This is a genomic window from Sphingopyxis sp., assembly GCF_016704835.1.
Lineage (GTDB): Bacteria > Pseudomonadota > Alphaproteobacteria > Sphingomonadales > Sphingomonadaceae > Sphingopyxis.
In genome coordinates, this window is record NZ_JADIZJ010000001.1 from 886,301 (window position 1) to 905,413 (window position 19,113).

The following is a 19,113-nucleotide window of genomic DNA, read 5'->3' on the forward strand; positions in this document are numbered from 1 at the left end:
AATGTTTACGCGTTCACCAGCGCGGGATAGTCGATGTAGCCTTCAGCGCCCGGCGAATACCAGGTCTGCGGATTGTCGGCGGACCATGGGGCGCCGCTCCGGATGCGTTCGACCAGATCAGGGTTGCTGATATAGGGGCGGCCAAAGGCGATCGCGTCCGCCACGCCGCTCGCCAGCGCGGCTTCGGCCTTCGCGACGTCATAGTCGCTGTTGAGGATCAGCGGGCCTTTGAACACCTTGCGGATTGCGGGTGACTGTTTGGGCACTTCGGTGTTGCCAAAAGTGCCGTCGGGACCGGGTTCGCGCAGTTCGAGGAAGCCGATACCGAGCGTATCGAGCGCCGCGGCCGCAGCGGTGAACAAGGGTTCGGGATTGCTGTCATCGACACCCTGCGAATTGCCATTGGGCGACAGGCGGACCGAGACGCGGTCGGCGCCCCAGACGCCGATCAATGCTTCGGTGACTTCGCGCAACAGGCGGATACGGTTTTTGACCGGGCCCCCATAATCATCATCGCGAAAATTGCTGTTGTCGCGCAGGAACTGGTCGATCAGATAGCCATTGGCGCCGTGGAGCTGGACCCCGTCGAAGCCCGCACGCTTGGCGTTCTCGGCGGCTTTGGCGTAATCGGCGATCAGCCGCGGAATCTCGGCCAATTCGAGCGGGCGCGCGACCTCAAGGTCGCGGCGGCCGACGGGGGTGTGCGCCCGGCCCTCGCCTTGCGTCGCCGAGGCCGACACCGGCAGTTTGCCATCGTTGAACACCGAATGGACCAGGCGGCCCATGTGCCACAGCTGCGCGACGATGCGGCCGCCCGCTTTGTGGACGGCGTCGGTCACCGGCTTCCAGCCTTCGACCTGTGCGTCGGTCCACAGGCCCGGGGCCAACGGCCAGCCAAAACCTTCCTGCGAAATCCCGATCGCTTCCGAAATGATCAGACCTGACGACGCGCGCTGGCGATAATATTCGACCGCAAGCTCGGTCGGGACAAAGCCGGGACCGGCGCGGCCGCGGGTCAGCGGCGCCATGATGATGCGGTTCGGCGCCGCGATGGCGCCCAGCTTGATCGGGTCGAAAAGCGATACAGCCATAAATCCTCCACGTTCCAAATTCCGCGCGACGACCGATCGGGGCGCCGCTATGGCCCGCAAAGCTATGGTCGCCGCGGGGCCTGCACAATGGTCAGTATCAAAAGAAAATCTAAATGACAGCCAAGATCGAAAGCCTCGACGAGAAAGACGGCGCGTCGCTGACAGTCGGGCGCTGGGCGTTTCTGGCGCTGCTCGCGGGCAATATCGCGCTGTCGATCGGCGCGCTGCTTGTCCGCCTCGCCGATACCGGACCGACCGCGTCGGCATTCTGGCGCATGGCGATCGCGCTGCCCTTCCTGCTGGCGCTGGCGTGGCGCGAGAGCGGTGGGCGGTTGCCGCCGAAAAACGCCATTGTCGTGGCCAGTACGGCGGGCTTCTTCTTCGCACTCGATCTGGTCGCCTGGCATATCGGTATCCTGCAGACGAAGGTCGCCAATGCGACGCTGTTCGGCAATTGCGCCAGCCTGTTACTCGTCATCTGGAGCATTTTGTTGGCACGCCGCCTGCCGCGCGGGTGGCAGGCGGTGGCGATCCTCCTCGCCTTCGCTGGGTCGGCGCTGCTCATGGGGCAAAGTTACGAGCTATCGCCCGCTTATCTGGTCGGCGACCTGCTCAGCCTGTTCGCGGGCGTGCTCTATACAGCCTATGTCCTGTTGATGCAGCGGGTGCGCGGGACGCTCGAACCCTGGACCGCACTCGCTATTTCGTCGGTCGTCTGCGTCCCCATCCTGCTGGCTACCGCGCTCGGGCTGGGCGAGGCGATCATGCCGCACGACTGGACCCCGCTGATCCTGCTCGCGCTGACCAGCCAGCTCGTCGGGCAAGGGCTGATGATCTGGTCGCTGCCGCGCTTCTCGCCGCTGGTCATCGGGCTGACCCTGCTCGTCCAGCCCGCGGTCTCCGCGCTCGCCGGATGGTTGTCGTTTGGCGAGATGCTCGGTCCGCTCGATATTTTCGGCGGCATGCTGGTTGGCGCCGCGCTGGTATTGATACGGTTGCCGAGCCGCCGCGCGGCGCCTATCTGAAATCCATGGCCTCAATCCTTCCTGCCGACCCAACCCTCGACGAAATCCGCGCTGCACTCGCGCCGCTGATCGCGTCGTCCGCCGCGTTCGACGGCTTCGGCGGCGCGGCGCTCGCCGATGCCGCGCGCCGGGCCGCGGTCGATCCCGATGTCGCCCGCCTCGCATTTCCCGGTGGTGGGCGCGATATGGTCGATGCCTGGTTCGCCGACATCGACGATCGCATGGCATCGAAATGGCCAGCCGAAAAGCTGGCGGCGTTCAAAATCCGCGAACGCATTACCACCCTCGTCGAAACACGCATCGATCTGCTCGCGCCCGACCGCGAATCGCTGCGCCGCGCGCTCGCGCTGCTGGCGCTGCCGACCAATATGCCGTTTGCGGCCAAACTCGGCTGGCGCAGCGCCGATGTGATGTGGCGGCTCGCGGGCGACACCGCGACCGATTACAATCATTACAGCAAGCGCGCGATCCTTGGCGCCGTCTACGCGTCGACGATGGCGGTATTGCTGAACGACGAGAGCGACGATTGCGCCGACACCCGCGCCTTTCTGGCGCGCCGGATCGATCAGGTCATGCGCTTCGAAAGCTGGAAATATGGCCGCGCTTCGCGCAGCATCGAACGTCCCAGCCTCGCCCGCTTTGTCGGTCGGCTGCGCTATCCGGGACGTTAGATCAACCAAGGGGCTGGCGTCGTCGCCCTGTTATTGATAATCGCTAGCAAATGAACCCAAAGCTCGATTCCGCTAAGCTTGGCGTAGCCGTCCGTATCTCCCGTATTGATTGGGATCAGATGTCGCACGATGAAGGGCGGCGGCTGCGCGAGTTCGGCTTGATGGAGGGGATCGAAGTCACCCCGTTGCACCGCGGCAGCCTGTTTTCGCGCGATCCGCTGGCGCTGGCGATCGGGCGGATGCAGGTGATCATTCGCGCGCGCCAGGCGGCGATGATCGAAGTGGCGCCGACCGCGCCATGACCGCTGCTATTCCGATGATTGCGCTGGTCGGCAATCCCAACGCCGGCAAATCGAGCCTGTTCAACGCGCTGACCGGCGCGCGGCAAAAGATCGCCAATTATCCGGGCGTCACCGTGGAACGCAAGGCGGGCCACGCCAGCTTCGCCGACGGGCGGCCGATGTCGCTGGTCGACCTGCCCGGCAGTTACAGCCTGACCCCCGCCAGCCCCGACGAGGCGGTGACGCGCGATGTCGTGCTGGGCCAGCAGGCAGGCGAGCGCCGCCCCGATGCACTGATTGTCGTCGTCGACGCCGCCAACCTTGACAATCATCTGTGTTTTGCGCTCGAACTGATCGCGCTCGGGCTGCCGACGGTGGTCGCGCTCAACATGCTCGACCTGGCCGAACGCGACGGGCTGACGCTCGACCCGGCAATTGTGTCACGCGAGCTGGGCGTGCCGGTCGTGCCGACGGTTGCCGTCCGCAAGCGCGGGCTGACCGACCTGCTCGCCGCGGTCGACGGCGCGATCCTGTCACACCAGACGCAAGCCACGGCGCAGTCCGCCCCGCCTCCCTCCGACGTCGCGCTGCACCAGCGCGCGCGCGCAATCGCCCGCGCCGCGACCCTGTCCGAAGCCCCCGTGCGCCGCTGGACTCAGCGCGTCGATGCCGTGCTGCTCCATCCCGCCCTCGGCTTTCTGATCCTGCTCGGGCTGATGTTCGTGATGTTTCAGGGCGTCTATGCCTGGTCCGAAGCGCCGATCGGCTGGATCGAGGGCGGCATCGCCGCCTTGCAGGGCGCGGTCGATGCCGCGCTGCCCGACGGCTTCCTGCGTGGGCTGATCATTGAGGGCATCCTCGGCGGGGTCGGGTCGGTGATCGTTTTCCTGCCGCAGATTCTGATCCTGTTCCTCTTCATTCTGCTGCTCGAAGCATCGGGCTATATGACCCGCGCCGCGTTCCTGATGGACGGGGTCATGGCGAAGGTCGGACTGTCGGGCCGCGGTTTCATCCCTCTGCTATCGAGCTTCGCCTGCGCGGTCCCCGGGATCATGGCGACACGCGCGATTCCGGATGCGAAGGATCGGCTGACGACGATCCTGATCGCGCCGCTGATGACCTGTTCGGCGCGGCTGCCCGTTTATACGCTGATCATCGGCGCCTTCATCCCGAACACCACCGTCGGCGGCTCGCCGGTCGGGCTGCAGGGGCTGGTGCTGTTCGGCCTCTATCTGTCGGGCATCGTCGGGGCGCTGGTCGTCGCGCTGGTGCTGCGCCGCACGGTGGCGAAAGGCAATGCCGCGGGCTTCATGATGGAAATGCCGCGCTACCAATGGCCGCGGCTGCGTGACGTCGCGATCGCGCTTTGGCAACGCACGTGGATCTTCCTGCGCCGCGCCGGGACGATCATTTTTGTCACCACCATCGCCCTGTGGCTGTTACTGAGCTATCCCAAAGTGCCGACCGGCAGCGCCGAGAGCCAGGTCGACTACAGCGTCGCGGGGCGTATCGCGAGCGGCCTGGAAGTCGTCGTCGCGCCGATCGGGTTCAATCACGACATTGCGCTCGCGCTGATCCCGGCGATGGCGGCGCGCGAAGTCGCGGTCTCGGCGCTCGCGACCGCCAACGCGATCGAAGCGGGGGACGATGAAGAGGCGATGGCGCAATCGCTGAGCGAACGCTTGCAGGGCCGCTGGAGCATTGCCACCGCACTCGCCTTCCTCGCCTGGTTCGTATTCGCGCCGCAGTGCATTTCGACGATCGCGATCACCAAGCGCGAGACCAATGGGTGGAAATGGCCGCTGTTCATGGTTGGCTATTTGTTCGCGCTCGCCTATGCCGCGGCAGGCATCACATACTGGACAGCCGTTGCCTTTGGACTAGGCTGATCCTTCCAACATTCAAGCGGAGCGGAGCGGCATGGCTGGCAGCGTCAACAAGGTAATATTGATCGGCAACCTCGGCGCCGATCCCGAAATCAAATCCTTTCAGAACGGCGGCAAGATCGCCAACATCCGCATCGCGACCTCCGAACAATGGAAGGACCGGATGACCGGCGAGCGCAAGGAACGCACCGAGTGGCATAATGTCGTCATCAACGGCGAAGGGCTGGTCGGGGTGGTCGAGCGCTATCTGAAAAAAGGGTCGAAGGTCTATATTGAGGGCAGCCTGCGCACCCGCAAATGGCAAGACCGCGACGGCAACGACAAATATACCACCGAAGTGGTGATCGCGGGCATGGGCGGCACGTTGACCATGCTCGACGGCGCGCCGGGTGGCGGCGGCGGTGGTTCGCGCGCGGGCGGTGGCGAGGACAGCTGGGGCAGCGGTGGCGGTGCGGGCGGTGGCTCGGGCGGCGGCTGGAACCAGGGCGGCGGCAGCGCCGGTGGTTCGTCGGGCGGTGGCAGCGGTGGCGGGCGTCCGCCCTTCGACGACGATCTGGACGACGACGTTCCATTTTGAGGGCCGAAACCCAGCCCCGTTCGTGCTGAACTTGTCGAACCACTGTTCTTTTCTCTGCCGGGTCGGAAGCGAGGACGGCACTTCGACAAGCTCAGGGCGAGCGGAATAAGGGGATGCGGAAACCGCGATGTCAGGCTTGAGTCTTGAACCCGCCATCACCGCCGCGGATGTCGCGCGCGGGGTGTGCCGCCTGTTCGCGCAGGCGGGGCTGGTCGCGATTCCCGAAGTGCCGTTGCCCAACGGACGGCGCACCGACCTCACGGCGATCGACGCCAAAGGCAACATCACCATCGTCGAGATCAAGGTCAGTCGCGCCGACCTGCACGGCGACGGCAAATGGCCCGACTATTGCGACTGGTGCGACCGTTTCTACTGGGCGCTGGCGTCGGGGCTCGACCCCGCGATCCTCGACACCGAGGGGTATCGCCCCGAAACCTCAGGACTGATCATCGCCGACCGCTATGGCGCCGCGGTGGTGCGCGAGGCGGCGAACTGCAACCTCGCCCCGGCGCGGCGCAAGGCGGAACTGTTGCGAGTCGGGCGGATCGCGATGCGGCGTTCGATGGTCGCGGCGGATCCTGAGCTGGCGGCGGGATGGGCCGAGGGATTATAAAGGGCTCGCAGCTTATCCGCGCGCCTGCATCCGCGCCAGATAGCGCGCCAGAATGTCGATCTCAAGATTCACCGATCGCCCCGCTGCGGCTTCGTCGAGCGTCGTCATCGCCTGCGTGTGCGGAATGATGTTCAGGGTGAAATGCGCGCTGCCGTCGGGCTGGTCGGTCACTTCGTTGACCGTCAGCGACACACCATCGACGGTGATCGATCCCTTCGGCGCGATATGCGGGGCGAGCGCAGCGGGCGCCGCGACCGTGACCGTTACGCTGTCGCCGACCGGGATCGCCGACACGATCGCCCCCACCGCGTCGACATGACCGGTGACGATATGCCCGCCCAGCTCGTCGCCGACCTTGAGCGCGCGTTCGAGGTTCAAGCGGCGCCCCTCATCCCACATCCCCGGGGCGGTGCAGGCGATGGTTTCGGCGCTCGCGTCAATCGCGAACCACTCGCCATCGGCGTCCTGCCCCTTGTCGACCACGGTCAGGCACGCCCCCGAACAGGCGATCGACGCCCCCAGATCGACGGTGCCAGTGTCATAGCTGGTGCCGATAATCAGGCGCGTATCGCCGCGATCCTCGCGCGAACGAACGGTACCGATGTCGGTGATGATGCCGGTGAACATGGGGAGCGCTTATCCTTCTCTGACCCGCTCGTAAACGTCGAGTCGATCGCTGCCAAGCAGGCGGCTGTCGGTCAGGCGCCAACGACCATGCGCCTGCGATAGGTCGGTCAGCCCGATGTCGCCGAGCGCGGGTCTGCCGCCGCCAATCAGGATCGGGGCCCGATAAAGCAACAGCCGGTCGACGCGATCGGTGGCGAGGAACGCCGACGCGGCCCCGGCGCCGCCCTCGACCAGCACCGAATCGACATCGTCGATCGATTCGGGCGAAGCAATGGCAGTCCAGCCGTCAGGCGCTTTGCCCGAAGTCAGCAGCAGTTTCGTCGGGCTGCGATCCTCCAGCCCCGCCAACCGCACATCAAGGCTGGGATCGTCAGCCACCAACGTACCGCGCCCCACGAGGATTGCCTGATGGTTCGCGCGTTCGAGATGCCCGTGGGCGCGCGCGTGGGCGCCGGTGATCCAGCGGCTCGACCCGTCGCCCATCGCGATGCACCCGTCGAGTGACGTCGCCAGCTTAAGTGTGACGAACGGACGTCCGGCAAGCTGCCGCGTCCACCAGGGCGCCATTGCGGTGCTCGCTTCTGCCGCCAGCACGCCCGTGACGACCTCGATCCCCGCCGCCCGCAATCTTGCGATGCCCTCGCCGTCGGTGCGCGGGTCGGGATCCTGCGCGGCGATCGCAATGCGCGCGATACCCGCGGCGATCAGCGCATCGGCGCAGCAGGGGCCACGCGGACTGGCATGCGCGCAAGGTTCAAGGCTGACATAGGCGGCAGCACCGTGCGCCGCCTCGCCCGCCCCGGCGAGCGCCATCGCCTCGGCATGCGGGCGGCCGCGCGGCTGGGTCCATCCGCGCCCAACCACTCGGCCGTCCTTGACGATCAGGCAACCCACATTGGGATTGGGCGCCGAAAGCGGCCGACCGCGCCGCGATAGTGCGATGGCGACCGCCATCCAATCGGCATCAGCGGGCGGGCGCTGCATGCGGTCAGTCGGCGGCTTGCGATTGCGGTCCGCGCGCCGCGCGCTCCGCGAGCGTCGAGCGCTGGACGGCCACCGGCTTTTTCAGTTTCGCCGCCGCCGCCGCTTCGTCGCCCAGCGTCTCGCGCGTCACCTTGTCGGCCTCGGCCGAATCATATTCGACCCCCATCATGTCGGCGAGCCGCTGATATTCGGCGCGCTTTTCGGCGTTGGCGCGTGTGGTTTCCTTGGCGCGCGCGACCCATTCGGCGCGGATCTGGGCATCGCTGCGGTTTGCCGACCAGTTTTCGAAATAGATGATCTGGACCTTAGGCTCTTCGGAGCGAATCAGATGTTCGGAAAAGCCATAAAGAATGACGATCGGCATCACGATCGCGACGCCCCAGCTCGCCCAGCGGTGCGGGCGCGGTTCGCGGACATAAGCCCAGAAATCGGACAGGCCGCCCCCGACATCGACGTTGTTGAACATTCCCATGACTGCAATTTAGGCGATGTCGCGACAATTTGCGAGGGGGTGGAGGATTGCGCCAAATGATCGTTGAAGCCGTCGACGATTGCAAAAAATGCAATAGCAGATGCTTATTTCGCAGTTGCACAATTTTTTGTGCGCTGCAATATGAGCATGCCTTTTAGGCATCCTCTCCCAAAACTTTCATGGGCCACCCTCGGGTGGCCCTTTTTTTTCGACCTTTTTAGTTGAGAGATCGGGGTTTTTCACGGTCGCCCGGTGATTCGCGACTCACTCTTGCAGCGGTGTCCGCTTTTCGAATCGGCGCACTTCGGCGATAAAACTCCCCGGCAGCGGCGTCGTGCCGCCGCTATCCAGGTCGATATGCGCATAGCTGATTGCGATATCGGTCAGCCGCTCGGCTTCGCGAAAGATCGCGCAATGGACGGTGAAACTCGTCCGCTCGAAACGGCTCACCCGCGCCGCGATGGTAATCAGTTCGTCGAGCCGCGCCGGAGCATGATATTCAATTTCGCACCGCGTCTCGCGAATGTCGGTACCATATTGGTGAAAATAGGGACCGGGCTGGCCTTCGCCGAGCGCGCGGAAATATTCGGTCACCCCGATATCGGCATAAACCAGATAATTGCCGTTGAAGACGATGTTCTGCCCGTCGATCTCGTTGAAGCGCACACGCACCGTCTCATGGACGCAAAAATCGTCCAGCGGCACATCCCAGTTGCTGCGGTCCATCGCCGCGTCAGGCCGCGAGCGCGGCGGGGGTGCGGTCGAGCGGCGCGCACGCGGCTTCGAGCCAGGCGCGATCACCGTCACTCATCCCCGGGGCGAGCTTTTGGAGCACTGCAGCATGATAGGTGTCGAGCCAGTCAGCCTCAGCCGGCGACAGCAGCGCGGTCTCGACCAGATTTTGCGCGATCGGGGCGAAGGTAATCGTCTCGAACCCCAGCATATCCTCTTCGGCGCCATCGATACGGACCGGCACGACGATGACCAGATTTTCGATGCGGATGCCGAACGCGCCGGCCTTGTAATAGCCCGGCTCGTTAGAGAGGATCATGCCGGCGTGCAGCGGCTCCTCGGTCCCCGCCTGCCCGCCTGCCGGCTTGGCGATGCGCTGCGGTCCTTCGTGCACCGCCAGATAGGTGCCGACGCCGTGGCCGGTACCATGCGCATAATCGACCCCGTCAGCCCACAGATATTGGCGCGCGAGGATGTCGAGCTGGCTGCCACGCGTGCCCTTGGGAAAGCGCGCGGTGGCGAGCGCGATATGCCCCTTGAGCACCTGCGTAAAGCGGCGTCGCATTTCGGTGGTCGGCGCGCCGATCGCGATCGTGCGCGTGATGTCGGTGGTGCCGTCGGCGTACTGCCCGCCCGAATCGACCAGATATAGCGTGCCGGTCTCGATCGCGCGGTTGGTCGTCGCGTCGACCTTGTAATGCGGCAGCGCGCCGTTCGGACCTGCGGCCGATATGGTGTCGAAGCTCAGATCGACGAGTGCGCCATTTTCATCGCGGAATTCGCGTAGCTTCGCCGCCGCGCTAAGTTCGTCGAGCCCGCCCTGCGGCGCGACCTCCTCCATCCACAGCAGGAAGCGCGCAACTGCGACGCCGTCGCGGACGTGCGCCGCACGTGTGCCGTCGAGCTCGGTGGCGTTCTTGATCGCCTTGGGCAGCACCGCCGGGTCGCGGTGGCGTTCGATCTTGGCCCCTGCCGCTTCGAGCGCAGTAAAGATCGCGGCGACGGCGCGGTCGGGATCGACCGCGACCTTACTGTCCTTGAGGTCGGCGAGCGCGGCCTCGAACGCATCGCGATCATGGATACGAACGCTGTTGCCAAGATGCGCGCGCACCGCGTCGGTGACTTTTTCAGGCGCGATGAAAAGGTCGGCGGTGGCGTCAGCATGAAGCAACGCAAAGGCCAGCCCGACCGGGGTGTGGCTGACGTCTGTCCCGCGAATATTGAAGGTCCAGGCGATCGAATCGAGTGCGGTCATGACAGTGGTGTCGAGGCCGTTCGCTTTCAGCCAGTCAGCGATCACTTCGCGCTTGTCGACGGCGCTCTGCCCCGCGAGCGCCACATCATGGACCGCGACCGGCGCCGCGCTCGGCGCCGGCTGGTCGTCCCACGCCGCGTCGAGCGGGTTCGCATCGACCGCCACCAGCATTGCGCCCTTGGCCTTCAGCGCATTGCCGAGACCCCGCGCCCAGTCGATACCGTGCAGCCAGGGGTCGAAGCCGATCCTCTGCCCAGCGCTCACGTTTGTCCCCAGCCATTCGGCAACGCTCGACTGCGGCACGCCGACATAGTCGAACAACGACCCGTCGACCTGGTCGCGCACCTGCACCGTGTAACGCCCGTCAATGAACACCGCGGCTTTTTCGGGCAACACCGCCGCCGTCCCTGCCGAACCGCCAAATCCGGTCAGCCACGCCATCCGCTGCGCATAGTCGCCGACATATTCGCTCATATGTTCGTCACTGATCGGCACGACAAAGCCGTCGAGGCCGCGCGCGGCCAGTTCGGCTCGGACGCGGGCGAGACGTTCTGCATGGATGGCGCTGGACATGGGACGTTCCTTGTTTCTAAATCGCGGCGATCCCGCCCCTATCGGGCGCCACCACAGGGTATTTATCGATGCGCGCTATTTGGATGGTTCTGGCGGCAATTGCCACCCCGCTTGTCGCATCACCGCCCCTGCTCGCCCAACAGAAAGACCCCGCATTGACCAGCCAGACTCCTGCCCTGCCCGCCGCCCCGGTCGCCGCCAAGCGCCCGCATGAGACGGTCTTGCACGGCAAAACGCTCTCCGATCCCTATCATTGGCTGAAGGACGAAAGCTATCCGACGATCGATGACAAGGATGTGCTCAACTATGTGAAGGCCGAGAACGCCTATTTCGATGCGGCAATGAAGCCGCATGCAGAGCTGGTCGAAACCTTGTTTCAGGAGATGAAGGGCCGCATCAAGGAAGCCGATTCGAGCGTGCCACAAAAGGACGGCGGCTGGATTTACTGGGTCGAATATGAAGAGGGCGCCGAGTATAAGAAATGGTACCGCAAGCCCGTCGCAGGCGGCGAAGCGGTCCTGATCCTCGACGAGGTCGCGATGGCCAAGGACAAGGACTATTTCCGCCTGTCCGACGTGTCGATCAGCCCGAACGGCAAGCTGATGGCCTATGCGGTCGACGACAATGGCTCCGAACGGTTTGAAGTCCGCTTCACTGATCTGACGAGCGGCAAAGCGCTGCCCGATGTCATCCCCGGCACCTTGTCGTCGCTGGTGTGGACGGCAAACAGCGACGCTTTGCTCTATGGTCTCGCGAACGAAAACTGGCGCACCGACAATGTCCGGCTGCACAAGCTCGGCACCCCGCTGAGCACCGACAAACTGCTCTACAAGGAGGCCGACATCGGTTTCGGCGTCGGCATCGGCAAGACCGCGGCGGACAATTATATCGTCATCGCCACGGGCGATAACGAAACAAGCGAGGTATATCTGCTCCCCGCCGACAATCCCGAGGCAAAACCTTTGCTCGTGTCGGCGCGTCAGAAGGGCCGCGAATATAGCGTCGATGAGCGCGAGGGCACGCTGTACGTCTATACCAACGATGAACATGCGAACTTCCGCGTCGCCACCGCCAGCTTGGCCAAGCCCGGCGAATGGAAAACACTGATCGCCGGGTCGGACGAAAGCTACATCACCGGGCTCGCAATCTTCCGCGACTATTTCGTCCTCGAATCGCGCGAGCAGGGGGTCGATCAGGTCGATATCCGCCTATATGACACGCCGCTGACCCCCGGCCGCATCAAATTTCCCGAGGCGACCTATGTCGCGGGATTGGGCGACAATCCCGAATATCATCAGGACAAGCTGCGGCTCGACTATGAGTCGATGGTCACCCCCGACACGGTGTTCGATTTCGACGTCACGAACAAGAAGCTCGAAACGCTGAAGGTGCAGGAAATTCCATCCGGTTATAATCATGATGATTACATAACCGAATTGGTAAACATGCCATCGCGCGACGGAACTCAGGTCCCGGTGTCACTCGTCTACAAAAAAGGCACCCCGCGCGACGGCAGCGCGCCAATGCATCTCTATGTCTATGGCTCATATGGTTACCGCGTCCCGCCGGGCTTCTCGACGACGCGCCTGAGCCTTGTGGACCGCGGGATGATCTATGCCATCGCGCATGTCCGCGGTGGCGACGATCTGGGGCGGGCCTGGTATCTTGCGGGCAAGACGACCGAACGTCGAAATACCTTCAATGATTTCATCGACGTGGCCAAAGGCCTGATCGCAGCGAATTATACTAGCGCGGGCAAGATTTCGATCGAGGGCCGCTCGGCCGGCGGACAGGTGATGGGGGTCGTGTATAACGAGGCACCCGAATTGTGGGGCGCCGTGCTTGCAGGCGTACCCTTCGTCGACATCATCAACACGATGGTCGACGAAACGCTGCCACTCACCCCCGGCGAATGGCCCGAATGGGGCAATCCAATCACCGACAAGGCCGCGTTCGACTTCATGCTGAGCTACAGCCCCTACGATAATGTTACCGCCAAAGCCTATCCGCCGATGCTGGTGTCGGCGGGGCTCAACGACCCGCGTGTGACCTATTGGGAGCCCGCCAAATGGGTCGCGAAGCTGCGCGCGACACGCACCAACGACGCGACGCTGCTGCTGCGCACCAACATGGGTGCAGGTCATGCAGGCAAGTCGGGCCGCTGGGGCGCCTTGCGCGAAGACGCCGAGGAGTTCGCCTTCGTGCTGACGCAGCTGGGGGTGGAGAAATAGCCCCCGGCTTTCGGCATTGAATGAAGCTTGGGCCGCCCGGGTCGGTCTAGACGTCCTCGCCCAGTCGCTTCAGCCACGCCTTGGCCTGCTTGGGCTCGCCCGGCGCGTTCGATGCCACCGATCCGCGCGACGCCTCGAAATCACTGTGCAACGCAAAGGGCGCGAGGCCGAGCTGGTCGCGCAGCTGGTCGATTTCTTCGCCCCGGTCGCACAAATCGGTCACGACGGGCGACCATTTGGCGCGCATCGCACGGTCCTGCGTGTGTCCGAACAGCCCCCATGACCCGGCCGCCGTCTGGCGCAGCGCATCGAGCAGAACGTCCCGATATCCGGCTTCCAGCTCGACACGACGCGTATCGAGACGTTCAAGCCGATCGGCCCTGCTCATCGGTCCCCCAGATAGCCGCGCGCCATCAAATCGCTTTCTAGCGTCGCTGCATCGCTGAACCGATGGCCCGCAATTCCGACCGATTCGGCGCCCGCAACATTCGCCGCCACATCATCGACGAACAGCGCACCGGCGGGGTCGATGCCGAAGCGATCGAGCGCGAGGCGGTAGATCGCGGGATCGGGCTTCATCAGCTTTTCGGTGCCGGAGACGATGATGTCGTGAAAGCGGTCAAAGATTGGCTGGGTGGGACGGAAGCCTTCCCAGAATTCATGGCCGAAATTCGTGATCGCGAACAGCGCCACGCCCGCGGCGTCGAGGCGTTCGACCAGCTCAAGGCTGCCTGGCATCGGCGCCGGGATTGTTTCATTGAACCGCGTCGCATAGGCGTCGATCAACGCGGCATGGTCTGGAAATTCGGCTTTCCGCTCGGGCAACATGTCGGCTAGCGGGCGGCCCGCATCGTGCTGGAAATGCCACTGCGGCGTCACGACATTGGCGACGAACCATTCGAGTTCGTCACGGTCGACGATCAGCTTTGCGAAGAGATAGCGCAGGTCCCAGTCGAACAGGACGCGGCCGACGTCGAAGATCACGCTTTGGCGAATCATATAAGCGCCAGACACGCGAAAGCGCCGCCGGAAACATCCGACGGCGTAACGCTGTTCAGCAAAAGCAAACGGGGCAATATTGCCCCGCGCTGGGGCATCAGCCCTGGCGCGCCTTGAAGCGGCGGTTGGTCTTGTTGATCACATAGGTGCGGCCACGACGGCGAATGACGCGGTTATCGCGGTGGCGGTCCTTCAGCGACTTCAGGCTGTTGCGAATCTTCATGGTTCTTGTCCGTAAATCTTGGCGTTGTGACGCGAAGCGGCGCAACTATGGGGACAGGGGTAAAAAGTCAACCGTTCCCCGGCACAAAATCCCCCTTTTTCCCGTTCGCATCGAGCGAAGTCGAGATGCCGATCGGTTGCGCACAGGTGAGGGGTGTCTCGACTGCGCAAGACACCAACGAGATCGGGAAGGCGAGCTACCCCGCCAGCGCCTTTTGCCGCCGCCTTTGCACCGACGATCCAAACCCCATCGCCTCGCGATACTTCACCACCGTGCGGCGCGCGATGTCGTGCCCTTCGGCCGACAATTTCTGCGCGATCGTCTCGTCGGACAGGATCGCCTTGGCATCCTCGGCCTCGATCATCGCCTTGATCCGGCTCTTGATCGATTCGGACGACACCGCACCGTCGCCGTCGGTCGCCGAAATGCCGCTCGAAAAGAAATATTTGAGTTCGAACAGTCCGCGCGAACAGCTGAGATATTTGTTGCTCGTAACCCGGCTGACGGTCGATTCGTGCATGCCGATTTCTTCGGCGACCTGACGCAGCGTCAGCGGGCGCATGTGCGCGACGCCATGGAGGAAAAAGCCCTCCTGCTGCTTGACGATCGCGCTCGCGACCTTGACGATCGTGCGCTGCCGCTGGTCAAGCGCGCGGACCAGCCAGTTGGCGCTCGCCAGCTGCTCGGACAGCCACGCCTTGCTCTTCGCCGCCGCCCCCGTCGCCAGCTCGGTATAATAGCGGCGATTGACGAGCAGCCGCGGCAGGGTGCGGCTGTTGATCTCGACCGCCCAGCCCTTGGCGGTCTGGCGGATGAACAGGTCGGGGACAACTGCCTGCGACAGATCGCCGCCGAATTTCAACCCGGGTTTGGGGTCATAGTTGCGCAATTCGCGGATCATGTCGGCCAGATCCTCGTCATCGACCCCGCAGATGCGCTTCAATTGCGGAAAGGCGCCCTTGGCGACGAGGTCGAGATGCGCGATCATGCACGCCATCGCCGGGTCGTAACGATCAGCCTCGCGCGCCTGGATCGCGATACATTCGGCGAGGTCGCGCCCAGCCACCCCCGACGGGTCGAAACATTGGACGCCCGCGAGCACATTCTCGACGAGCGCGAGTGGCACGCCGAGCCGCTGCGCGACCTCGGTCAGATCGGCGCGCAGATAGCCGGTCTCGTCGATCAGCGCGACAAGCTGCTCGGCGATCATCGCTTCCAGCCCGCTGAACCGCTCGCCGACCTGCGCCAGCAGATGGCCGTGCAGCGTCTCGTCCTCGCCCGCGAAGCTGTCGAAATCGATACCTTCGCTGTCGCTGCCCGACAGGCCAACGCTGTCGCTGACGCTGTCGTGATGAAAGCTGTCGGCGCTCAGATCGACGTCGAGGTCGTTGGCGGTGCCGCTATCCGATGCCAGCGCCTGATCGGCGTCGAGCGCTGCCGCCTCGGTTACGGGCGCGTCGTCCCCTGGACTGTCATTGGCGTCGCTTGCGCTGCCGTCGCTATCGGCCGACGCCGTATCAAGCAGCGGATTACCCTCGAGCGCCTCGGCCAGATAGGTTTCGAGTTCAAGGTTCGACAGCGCCAGCAGCTTGATCGCTTGCTGCAGCTGCGGCGTCATCACCAGCGATTGCGACTGGCGGAGATCGAGACGCGGACCCAACGCCATGGATCGTTATGACCTCACAGGGAAAAGCCTTCGCCGAGGTAGAGGCGGCGCACTTCGGGGTCGGCGACCAGCTCTTCGGGCGAACCCGCGAGCAACACCTTGCCGTCGTAAATGATGCAGGCGCGGTCGACGAGGTCTAGCGTCTCTCGGACATTATGGTCGGTGATCAGCACCCCGATGCCGCGCGTCTTCAGATCGACGACGAGGTCGCGAATATCGCTGATCGACAAGGGATCGATCCCGGCAAAAGGTTCGTCGAGCAGCATGATCGACGGATTGGCGGCGAGCGCGCGGGCGATTTCGGCGCGCCGCCGTTCGCCGCCAGACAGCGCCATCGCCGCCGCGTCGCGCAGCTTGGTGAGGCCGAATTCGTTGAGCAATTCCTCGAGCCGCCGTTCGCGCGACACCTTATCGGGTTCGGCGAGTTCGAGCACCGCGGCGATATTCTGCTCGACCGTCATGCCGCGAAAGATCGAGGTTTCCTGCGGCAGATAGCCGAGTCCCAAAATCGCGCGACGGTACATCGGCAGCGCGGTGATATCCGATCCGTCGAGCATGATGCGCCCCGCGTCTGGCTTGACCAGCCCCATGATCGAATAGAAGCAGGTGGTCTTGCCTGCGCCGTTCGGGCCGAGCAGGCCGACGACCTCGCCCTTGCCGACCGATAGCGACACGTCCGACAGCACGACGCGCTTGTCATAGCTTTTGGCGATCGAAATGACCGCCAGACCGTTGCCCGCGGCGGCATCGTCGCGCGCGTGGGCGCGGTGTTCGGCGACGCCATAATCGGCGTCGGCGGTCATCGTGGCCGGGGTCGCTTCGTCGTCGGTCATTTCCACATCGCTTCCAGAGGAGACATGTGCGGGCGTTACCCGAGGAGCGCGGCCAACGTCAATCTGGCAAGATTTTTGCAGGGCGTGCCACGGGTGACTTAATGCCCCGCCTGCGGCCCGCGTTCGATCCCCGACAGGGCGAGCTGTTCGTCGATCGCGGCGAGCAGCCGCGTCAATGCGGCCTCATCCTTTGCCTCGGCACGCGCGACCAGCACATCCTGCGTGTTCGACGCGCGGAGCAGCCACCAACCGTCGTCGGTCAGCACGCGAGCGCCGTCGGTGCGATCGACCTCTGCCCCCGCGGCGGTCAGCCGCTCCAGAACTTCGTCCACAATGGCGAATTTGCGCACCTCGTCGACCTGGAAGCGCAGCTCGGGGGTGTTCACCATTGGTGCCATATTTCCGCGCAGCTCGGTGACGCTCTGCCCCAGCTTCGTCGCCGCCTCGATCAGCCGCACCGCGGCATAGGGCGCGTCGTCATAGCCATAATAGCGGTCGGCAAAAAACACATGACCGCTCATCTCGCCCGCGAGCGGGCTACCGGTTTCCTTCATCTTCGCCTTGATCAGGCTATGGCCGGTTTTCCACATCAGTGGCCGGCCGCCAAGCTCCGTGACGCGATCGAACAGTGCTTGGCTGGCTTTCACATCGGCAATGATCGTTGCACCGGGCAGGTCCTGCAGCAGCGCCGCGGCATAGATTTGCAACAGCTGATCGCCCCAGATCACGCGGCCTTCGCCATCGATCGCGCCGATCCTGTCGCCATCCCCATCAAAAGCGACGCCGAAATCGAGGCGTTTCTCCGCGACCAGCTGGCGCAGATCCGCCAGATTCTTCTCTTCGGTGGGATCGGGATGATGGTTCGGGAAATGGCCGTCGATGTCGGTGAACAGCAAATGATGCTCGCCTGGCAACTTCGCAGTCAGCTTTTCGATGACGGTTCCTGCCGCGCCATTACCCGCGTCCCAGCCGACCCGATAGGCGCCGCCGGCGAAACCCTCGACCAACCGGTCGACATAGGCGTCGATGATGTCGATGCTCTGCGTGGCACCTTCGCCAACTTCCCAATCGCCCGCGGCAGCCATTTGGCCGATCCGCTGAATGTCGGCGCCATAGAAAGGCCGTCCCAGCATCACAAATTTGAAGCCGTTATAATCGGGGGGATTGTGGCTGCCGGTTATCTGGATGCCGCCGTCCACATCCTCGGTTGAGGCAGCATAATAGAGCATCGGGGTCGGGCCGAGCCCGACATTGAGCGCGTCGATACCCGCGGCGTTGATCCCTTCGATCAGTGCATCGCACAGCATCGGCGACGACAGGCGCCCGTCATAGCCGACCGCGACGCGCTTGCCGCCGGCGCGTGCGACCAGCGTCGCAAAACTGCGCCCGATCGCATAGGCGTCAGCGGTCGACAGCGTGTCGCCAACGACGCCGCGAATGTCATATTCACGCAGCAGCGTCGGGTGGAAGACATGGGTCATGGGTGGTCCTTTGGGGAGATGGAACGTCAGGCGGCAGCGAAGAGGTCGCCGTCGGGATGAAACCGTTCACGCGCCGGAAGGTTCAGTCCGCCCATCGCTTCGCGCAATTCCTGCCGCGCAACGACATGGCCAATGCCCATGCCGCCCAGGTGCGCCTTATCGAGGAGGGTGAGGCCCGCCGGGAACAGTTCGCGATAGATGACGCGCTCGCCGAGTCCGGGAATGACGCGAAAACCGACGCGGCGCGACAGCTGGCTCAATGCTTCTCCGACGCGCCGCATATTATGCGCATCGACATGCTGGAGCCGGTTGCGCAGGATGATCCAGTCGATCGTCCGCCCGTCGGTCTTGGCCCTTGCCTTGCGCGTGTCCCAGATCAGTTCGGAATAAAAGCTGGGGCGGGTGACCTGAAAGGTTTCGGGATCGACCTGTCCGATCAGGTCGAAATCGATGAAGCTGTCGTTGATCGGGGTGACCAGCGTGTCGGCGGTCATCGCCAGATGGCGCGCAAAGACATCGTCGCGCCCGGGGGTGTCGGCAACGAAATAGTCGCAATCCTGGGTCATTCGCGCGACCTGCGCGTCAAGTTCCTCGACCGTCGTCCCCTCGAACACTTCGAAGCGTGGCATCGGCAGATCGATATCGCGGCGCTTCGCGGTGTTCGTCCGATTCTCAAGATAGCGGTGAAAGGTGCGCTGGCGCGGGTCGAGATCGAGCCCGGCAACGCGCCAACCCTGGCTCGCCAGCGCAACCGCAAAATGCACGGCGCAGGTCGATTTGCCGGTTCCGCCCTTTTCATTGGCAAAGATAATACGGTGCGGGGCGGGCTTCGTCGCGTTTGTCGTCATGGGCCGTTGCGATTTTCCTGTTGGCGCGGCATGGGCGGCCAGCGC

At 64.1% G+C, this 19,113-nt stretch carries 20 protein-coding genes; 7 read left to right on the forward strand and 13 right to left on the reverse strand.

Features of this window, described 5'->3' with window-relative positions; genetic code table 11:
- Window positions 1-5: 5 nt before the first annotated feature.
- On the reverse strand, window positions 6-1,091 hold the full coding sequence (locus tag IPF76_RS04370; protein ID WP_293840149.1) for an alkene reductase: 1,086 nt from the start codon (window positions 1,089-1,091) through the stop codon (window positions 6-8).
- A gap of 113 nt (window positions 1,092-1,204) precedes the next feature.
- Between IPF76_RS04370 and IPF76_RS04375 the strand changes: the two genes are divergently transcribed.
- From IPF76_RS04375 to IPF76_RS04400, 6 genes are all read left to right on the forward strand, one after another.
- A complete protein-coding gene (locus IPF76_RS04375; RefSeq protein ID WP_293840151.1) occupies window positions 1,205-2,116 on the forward strand; it encodes a DMT family transporter in 912 nt (303 codons plus the stop codon).
- A gap of 5 nt (window positions 2,117-2,121) precedes the next feature.
- Entirely contained in the window at window positions 2,122-2,787 is a 666-nt protein-coding gene (locus IPF76_RS04380) for a COQ9 family protein (RefSeq protein ID WP_293840153.1), read from the forward strand.
- 50 nt (window positions 2,788-2,837) lie between these two features.
- Window positions 2,838-3,089 carry a FeoA family protein gene (locus IPF76_RS04385; protein ID WP_293840155.1) on the forward strand — a complete coding sequence of 84 codons (252 nt, stop codon included), beginning with the start codon at window positions 2,838-2,840 and terminating at the stop codon, window positions 3,087-3,089.
- A complete protein-coding gene (locus IPF76_RS04390; protein ID WP_293840158.1) occupies window positions 3,086-4,957 on the forward strand; it encodes a ferrous iron transporter B in 1,872 nt (623 codons plus the stop codon). The genes IPF76_RS04385 and IPF76_RS04390 overlap by 4 nt, the downstream gene beginning before the upstream one ends.
- A gap of 31 nt (window positions 4,958-4,988) precedes the next feature.
- The gene (gene ssb / locus IPF76_RS04395; RefSeq protein WP_293840160.1) at window positions 4,989-5,531 is read left to right on the forward strand and encodes a single-stranded DNA-binding protein; all 543 of its coding nucleotides are present in this window, start codon (window positions 4,989-4,991) and stop codon (window positions 5,529-5,531) included.
- Between the two features lie 127 nt (window positions 5,532-5,658).
- A complete protein-coding gene (locus IPF76_RS04400) occupies window positions 5,659-6,144 on the forward strand; it encodes an MmcB family DNA repair protein (RefSeq protein WP_293840162.1) in 486 nt (161 codons plus the stop codon).
- Between the two features lie 12 nt (window positions 6,145-6,156).
- Here IPF76_RS04400 and IPF76_RS04405 read toward each other — a convergent pair whose 3' ends face one another.
- From IPF76_RS04405 to IPF76_RS04425, 5 genes are all read right to left on the reverse strand, one after another.
- Window positions 6,157-6,771 carry a riboflavin synthase gene (locus tag IPF76_RS04405; protein WP_293840164.1) on the reverse strand — a complete coding sequence of 205 codons (615 nt, stop codon included), beginning with the start codon at window positions 6,769-6,771 and terminating at the stop codon, window positions 6,157-6,159.
- A gap of 9 nt (window positions 6,772-6,780) precedes the next feature.
- Complete coding sequence (ribD, locus tag IPF76_RS04410) at window positions 6,781-7,755, reverse strand: bifunctional diaminohydroxyphosphoribosylaminopyrimidine deaminase/5-amino-6-(5-phosphoribosylamino)uracil reductase RibD (protein ID WP_293840166.1); 975 nt, start codon at window positions 7,753-7,755, stop codon at window positions 6,781-6,783.
- Between the two features lie 4 nt (window positions 7,756-7,759).
- Window positions 7,760-8,221, reverse strand: a complete 462-nt coding sequence (locus tag IPF76_RS04415; protein ID WP_293840169.1) for a hypothetical protein — start codon at window positions 8,219-8,221, stop codon at window positions 7,760-7,762.
- Window positions 8,222-8,491: 270 nt separating this feature from the next.
- Window positions 8,492-8,953 (reverse strand): thioesterase family protein, encoded by a 462-nt coding sequence (locus IPF76_RS04420; protein ID WP_293840171.1) that lies wholly within the window; start codon window positions 8,951-8,953, stop codon window positions 8,492-8,494.
- Window positions 8,954-8,960: 7 nt separating this feature from the next.
- Window positions 8,961-10,787 (reverse strand): aminopeptidase P family protein, encoded by a 1,827-nt coding sequence (locus IPF76_RS04425; RefSeq protein ID WP_293840173.1) that lies wholly within the window; start codon window positions 10,785-10,787, stop codon window positions 8,961-8,963.
- Between the two features lie 68 nt (window positions 10,788-10,855).
- Here IPF76_RS04425 and IPF76_RS04430 point away from each other — a divergent pair, with 68 nt between their 5' ends.
- Window positions 10,856-13,018 (forward strand): S9 family peptidase, encoded by a 2,163-nt coding sequence (locus IPF76_RS04430; RefSeq protein WP_293840175.1) that lies wholly within the window; start codon window positions 10,856-10,858, stop codon window positions 13,016-13,018.
- A 46-nt stretch (window positions 13,019-13,064) separates the two neighbouring features.
- Here the strand turns inward: IPF76_RS04430 and IPF76_RS04435 are convergent, their stop codons facing one another.
- The 7 genes from IPF76_RS04435 to IPF76_RS04465 all read right to left on the reverse strand — a co-directional run bounded on the left by IPF76_RS04435 (window position 13,065) and on the right by IPF76_RS04465 (window position 19,068).
- Window positions 13,065-13,406, reverse strand: coding sequence for a hypothetical protein (locus IPF76_RS04435; RefSeq protein ID WP_293840177.1), 342 nt, complete (start codon window positions 13,404-13,406; stop codon window positions 13,065-13,067).
- Window positions 13,403-14,017, reverse strand: a complete 615-nt coding sequence (locus IPF76_RS04440) for an HAD family phosphatase (RefSeq protein WP_293840180.1) — start codon at window positions 14,015-14,017, stop codon at window positions 13,403-13,405. Before IPF76_RS04440 ends, IPF76_RS04435 begins: the two co-directional genes overlap by 4 nt.
- Before the next feature lie 97 nt (window positions 14,018-14,114).
- Window positions 14,115-14,240 carry a type B 50S ribosomal protein L36 gene (ykgO, locus tag IPF76_RS04445; RefSeq protein WP_003046794.1) on the reverse strand — a complete coding sequence of 42 codons (126 nt, stop codon included), beginning with the start codon at window positions 14,238-14,240 and terminating at the stop codon, window positions 14,115-14,117.
- A 196-nt stretch (window positions 14,241-14,436) separates the two neighbouring features.
- A complete protein-coding gene (rpoN, locus tag IPF76_RS04450; protein WP_293840182.1) occupies window positions 14,437-15,906 on the reverse strand; it encodes an RNA polymerase factor sigma-54 in 1,470 nt (489 codons plus the stop codon).
- Window positions 15,907-15,920: 14 nt separating this feature from the next.
- Complete coding sequence (gene lptB, locus IPF76_RS04455) at window positions 15,921-16,739, reverse strand: LPS export ABC transporter ATP-binding protein (RefSeq protein ID WP_293840184.1); 819 nt, start codon at window positions 16,737-16,739, stop codon at window positions 15,921-15,923.
- 98 nt (window positions 16,740-16,837) lie between these two features.
- Window positions 16,838-18,220, reverse strand: a complete 1,383-nt coding sequence (pgmG, locus tag IPF76_RS04460) for a phosphoglucomutase/phosphomannomutase PgmG (protein ID WP_293840186.1) — start codon at window positions 18,218-18,220, stop codon at window positions 16,838-16,840.
- 26 nt (window positions 18,221-18,246) lie between these two features.
- On the reverse strand, window positions 18,247-19,068 hold the full coding sequence (locus tag IPF76_RS04465; protein WP_293840188.1) for a division plane positioning ATPase MipZ: 822 nt from the start codon (window positions 19,066-19,068) through the stop codon (window positions 18,247-18,249).
- Window positions 19,069-19,113 lie beyond the last annotated feature (45 nt).

Coding starts and splice junctions, on each gene's coding strand:
- IPF76_RS04370 (WP_293840149.1), bottom strand. CDS start 1,091: ATGGCTGTATCGCTTTTCGACCCGATCAAGCTGGGCGCCATCGCGGCG.
- IPF76_RS04375 (WP_293840151.1), top strand. CDS start 1,205: ATGACAGCCAAGATCGAAAGCCTCGACGAGAAAGACGGCGCGTCGCTG.
- IPF76_RS04380 (WP_293840153.1), top strand. CDS start 2,122: ATGGCCTCAATCCTTCCTGCCGACCCAACCCTCGACGAAATCCGCGCT.
- IPF76_RS04385 (WP_293840155.1), top strand. CDS start 2,838: ATGAACCCAAAGCTCGATTCCGCTAAGCTTGGCGTAGCCGTCCGTATC.
- IPF76_RS04390 (WP_293840158.1), top strand. CDS start 3,086: ATGACCGCTGCTATTCCGATGATTGCGCTGGTCGGCAATCCCAACGCC.
- ssb (WP_293840160.1), top strand. CDS start 4,989: ATGGCTGGCAGCGTCAACAAGGTAATATTGATCGGCAACCTCGGCGCC.
- IPF76_RS04400 (WP_293840162.1), top strand. CDS start 5,659: ATGTCAGGCTTGAGTCTTGAACCCGCCATCACCGCCGCGGATGTCGCG.
- IPF76_RS04405 (WP_293840164.1), bottom strand. CDS start 6,771: ATGTTCACCGGCATCATCACCGACATCGGTACCGTTCGTTCGCGCGAG.
- ribD (WP_293840166.1), bottom strand. CDS start 7,755: ATGCAGCGCCCGCCCGCTGATGCCGATTGGATGGCGGTCGCCATCGCA.
- IPF76_RS04415 (WP_293840169.1), bottom strand. CDS start 8,221: ATGTTCAACAACGTCGATGTCGGGGGCGGCCTGTCCGATTTCTGGGCT.
- IPF76_RS04420 (WP_293840171.1), bottom strand. CDS start 8,953: ATGGACCGCAGCAACTGGGATGTGCCGCTGGACGATTTTTGCGTCCAT.
- IPF76_RS04425 (WP_293840173.1), bottom strand. CDS start 10,787: ATGTCCAGCGCCATCCATGCAGAACGTCTCGCCCGCGTCCGAGCCGAA.
- IPF76_RS04430 (WP_293840175.1), top strand. CDS start 10,856: ATGCGCGCTATTTGGATGGTTCTGGCGGCAATTGCCACCCCGCTTGTC.
- IPF76_RS04435 (WP_293840177.1), bottom strand. CDS start 13,406: ATGAGCAGGGCCGATCGGCTTGAACGTCTCGATACGCGTCGTGTCGAG.
- IPF76_RS04440 (WP_293840180.1), bottom strand. CDS start 14,017: ATGATTCGCCAAAGCGTGATCTTCGACGTCGGCCGCGTCCTGTTCGAC.
- ykgO (WP_003046794.1), bottom strand. CDS start 14,240: ATGAAGATTCGCAACAGCCTGAAGTCGCTGAAGGACCGCCACCGCGAT.
- rpoN (WP_293840182.1), bottom strand. CDS start 15,906: ATGGCGTTGGGTCCGCGTCTCGATCTCCGCCAGTCGCAATCGCTGGTG.
- lptB (WP_293840184.1), bottom strand. CDS start 16,739: ATGACCGACGACGAAGCGACCCCGGCCACGATGACCGCCGACGCCGAT.
- pgmG (WP_293840186.1), bottom strand. CDS start 18,220: ATGACCCATGTCTTCCACCCGACGCTGCTGCGTGAATATGACATTCGC.
- IPF76_RS04465 (WP_293840188.1), bottom strand. CDS start 19,068: ATGACGACAAACGCGACGAAGCCCGCCCCGCACCGTATTATCTTTGCC.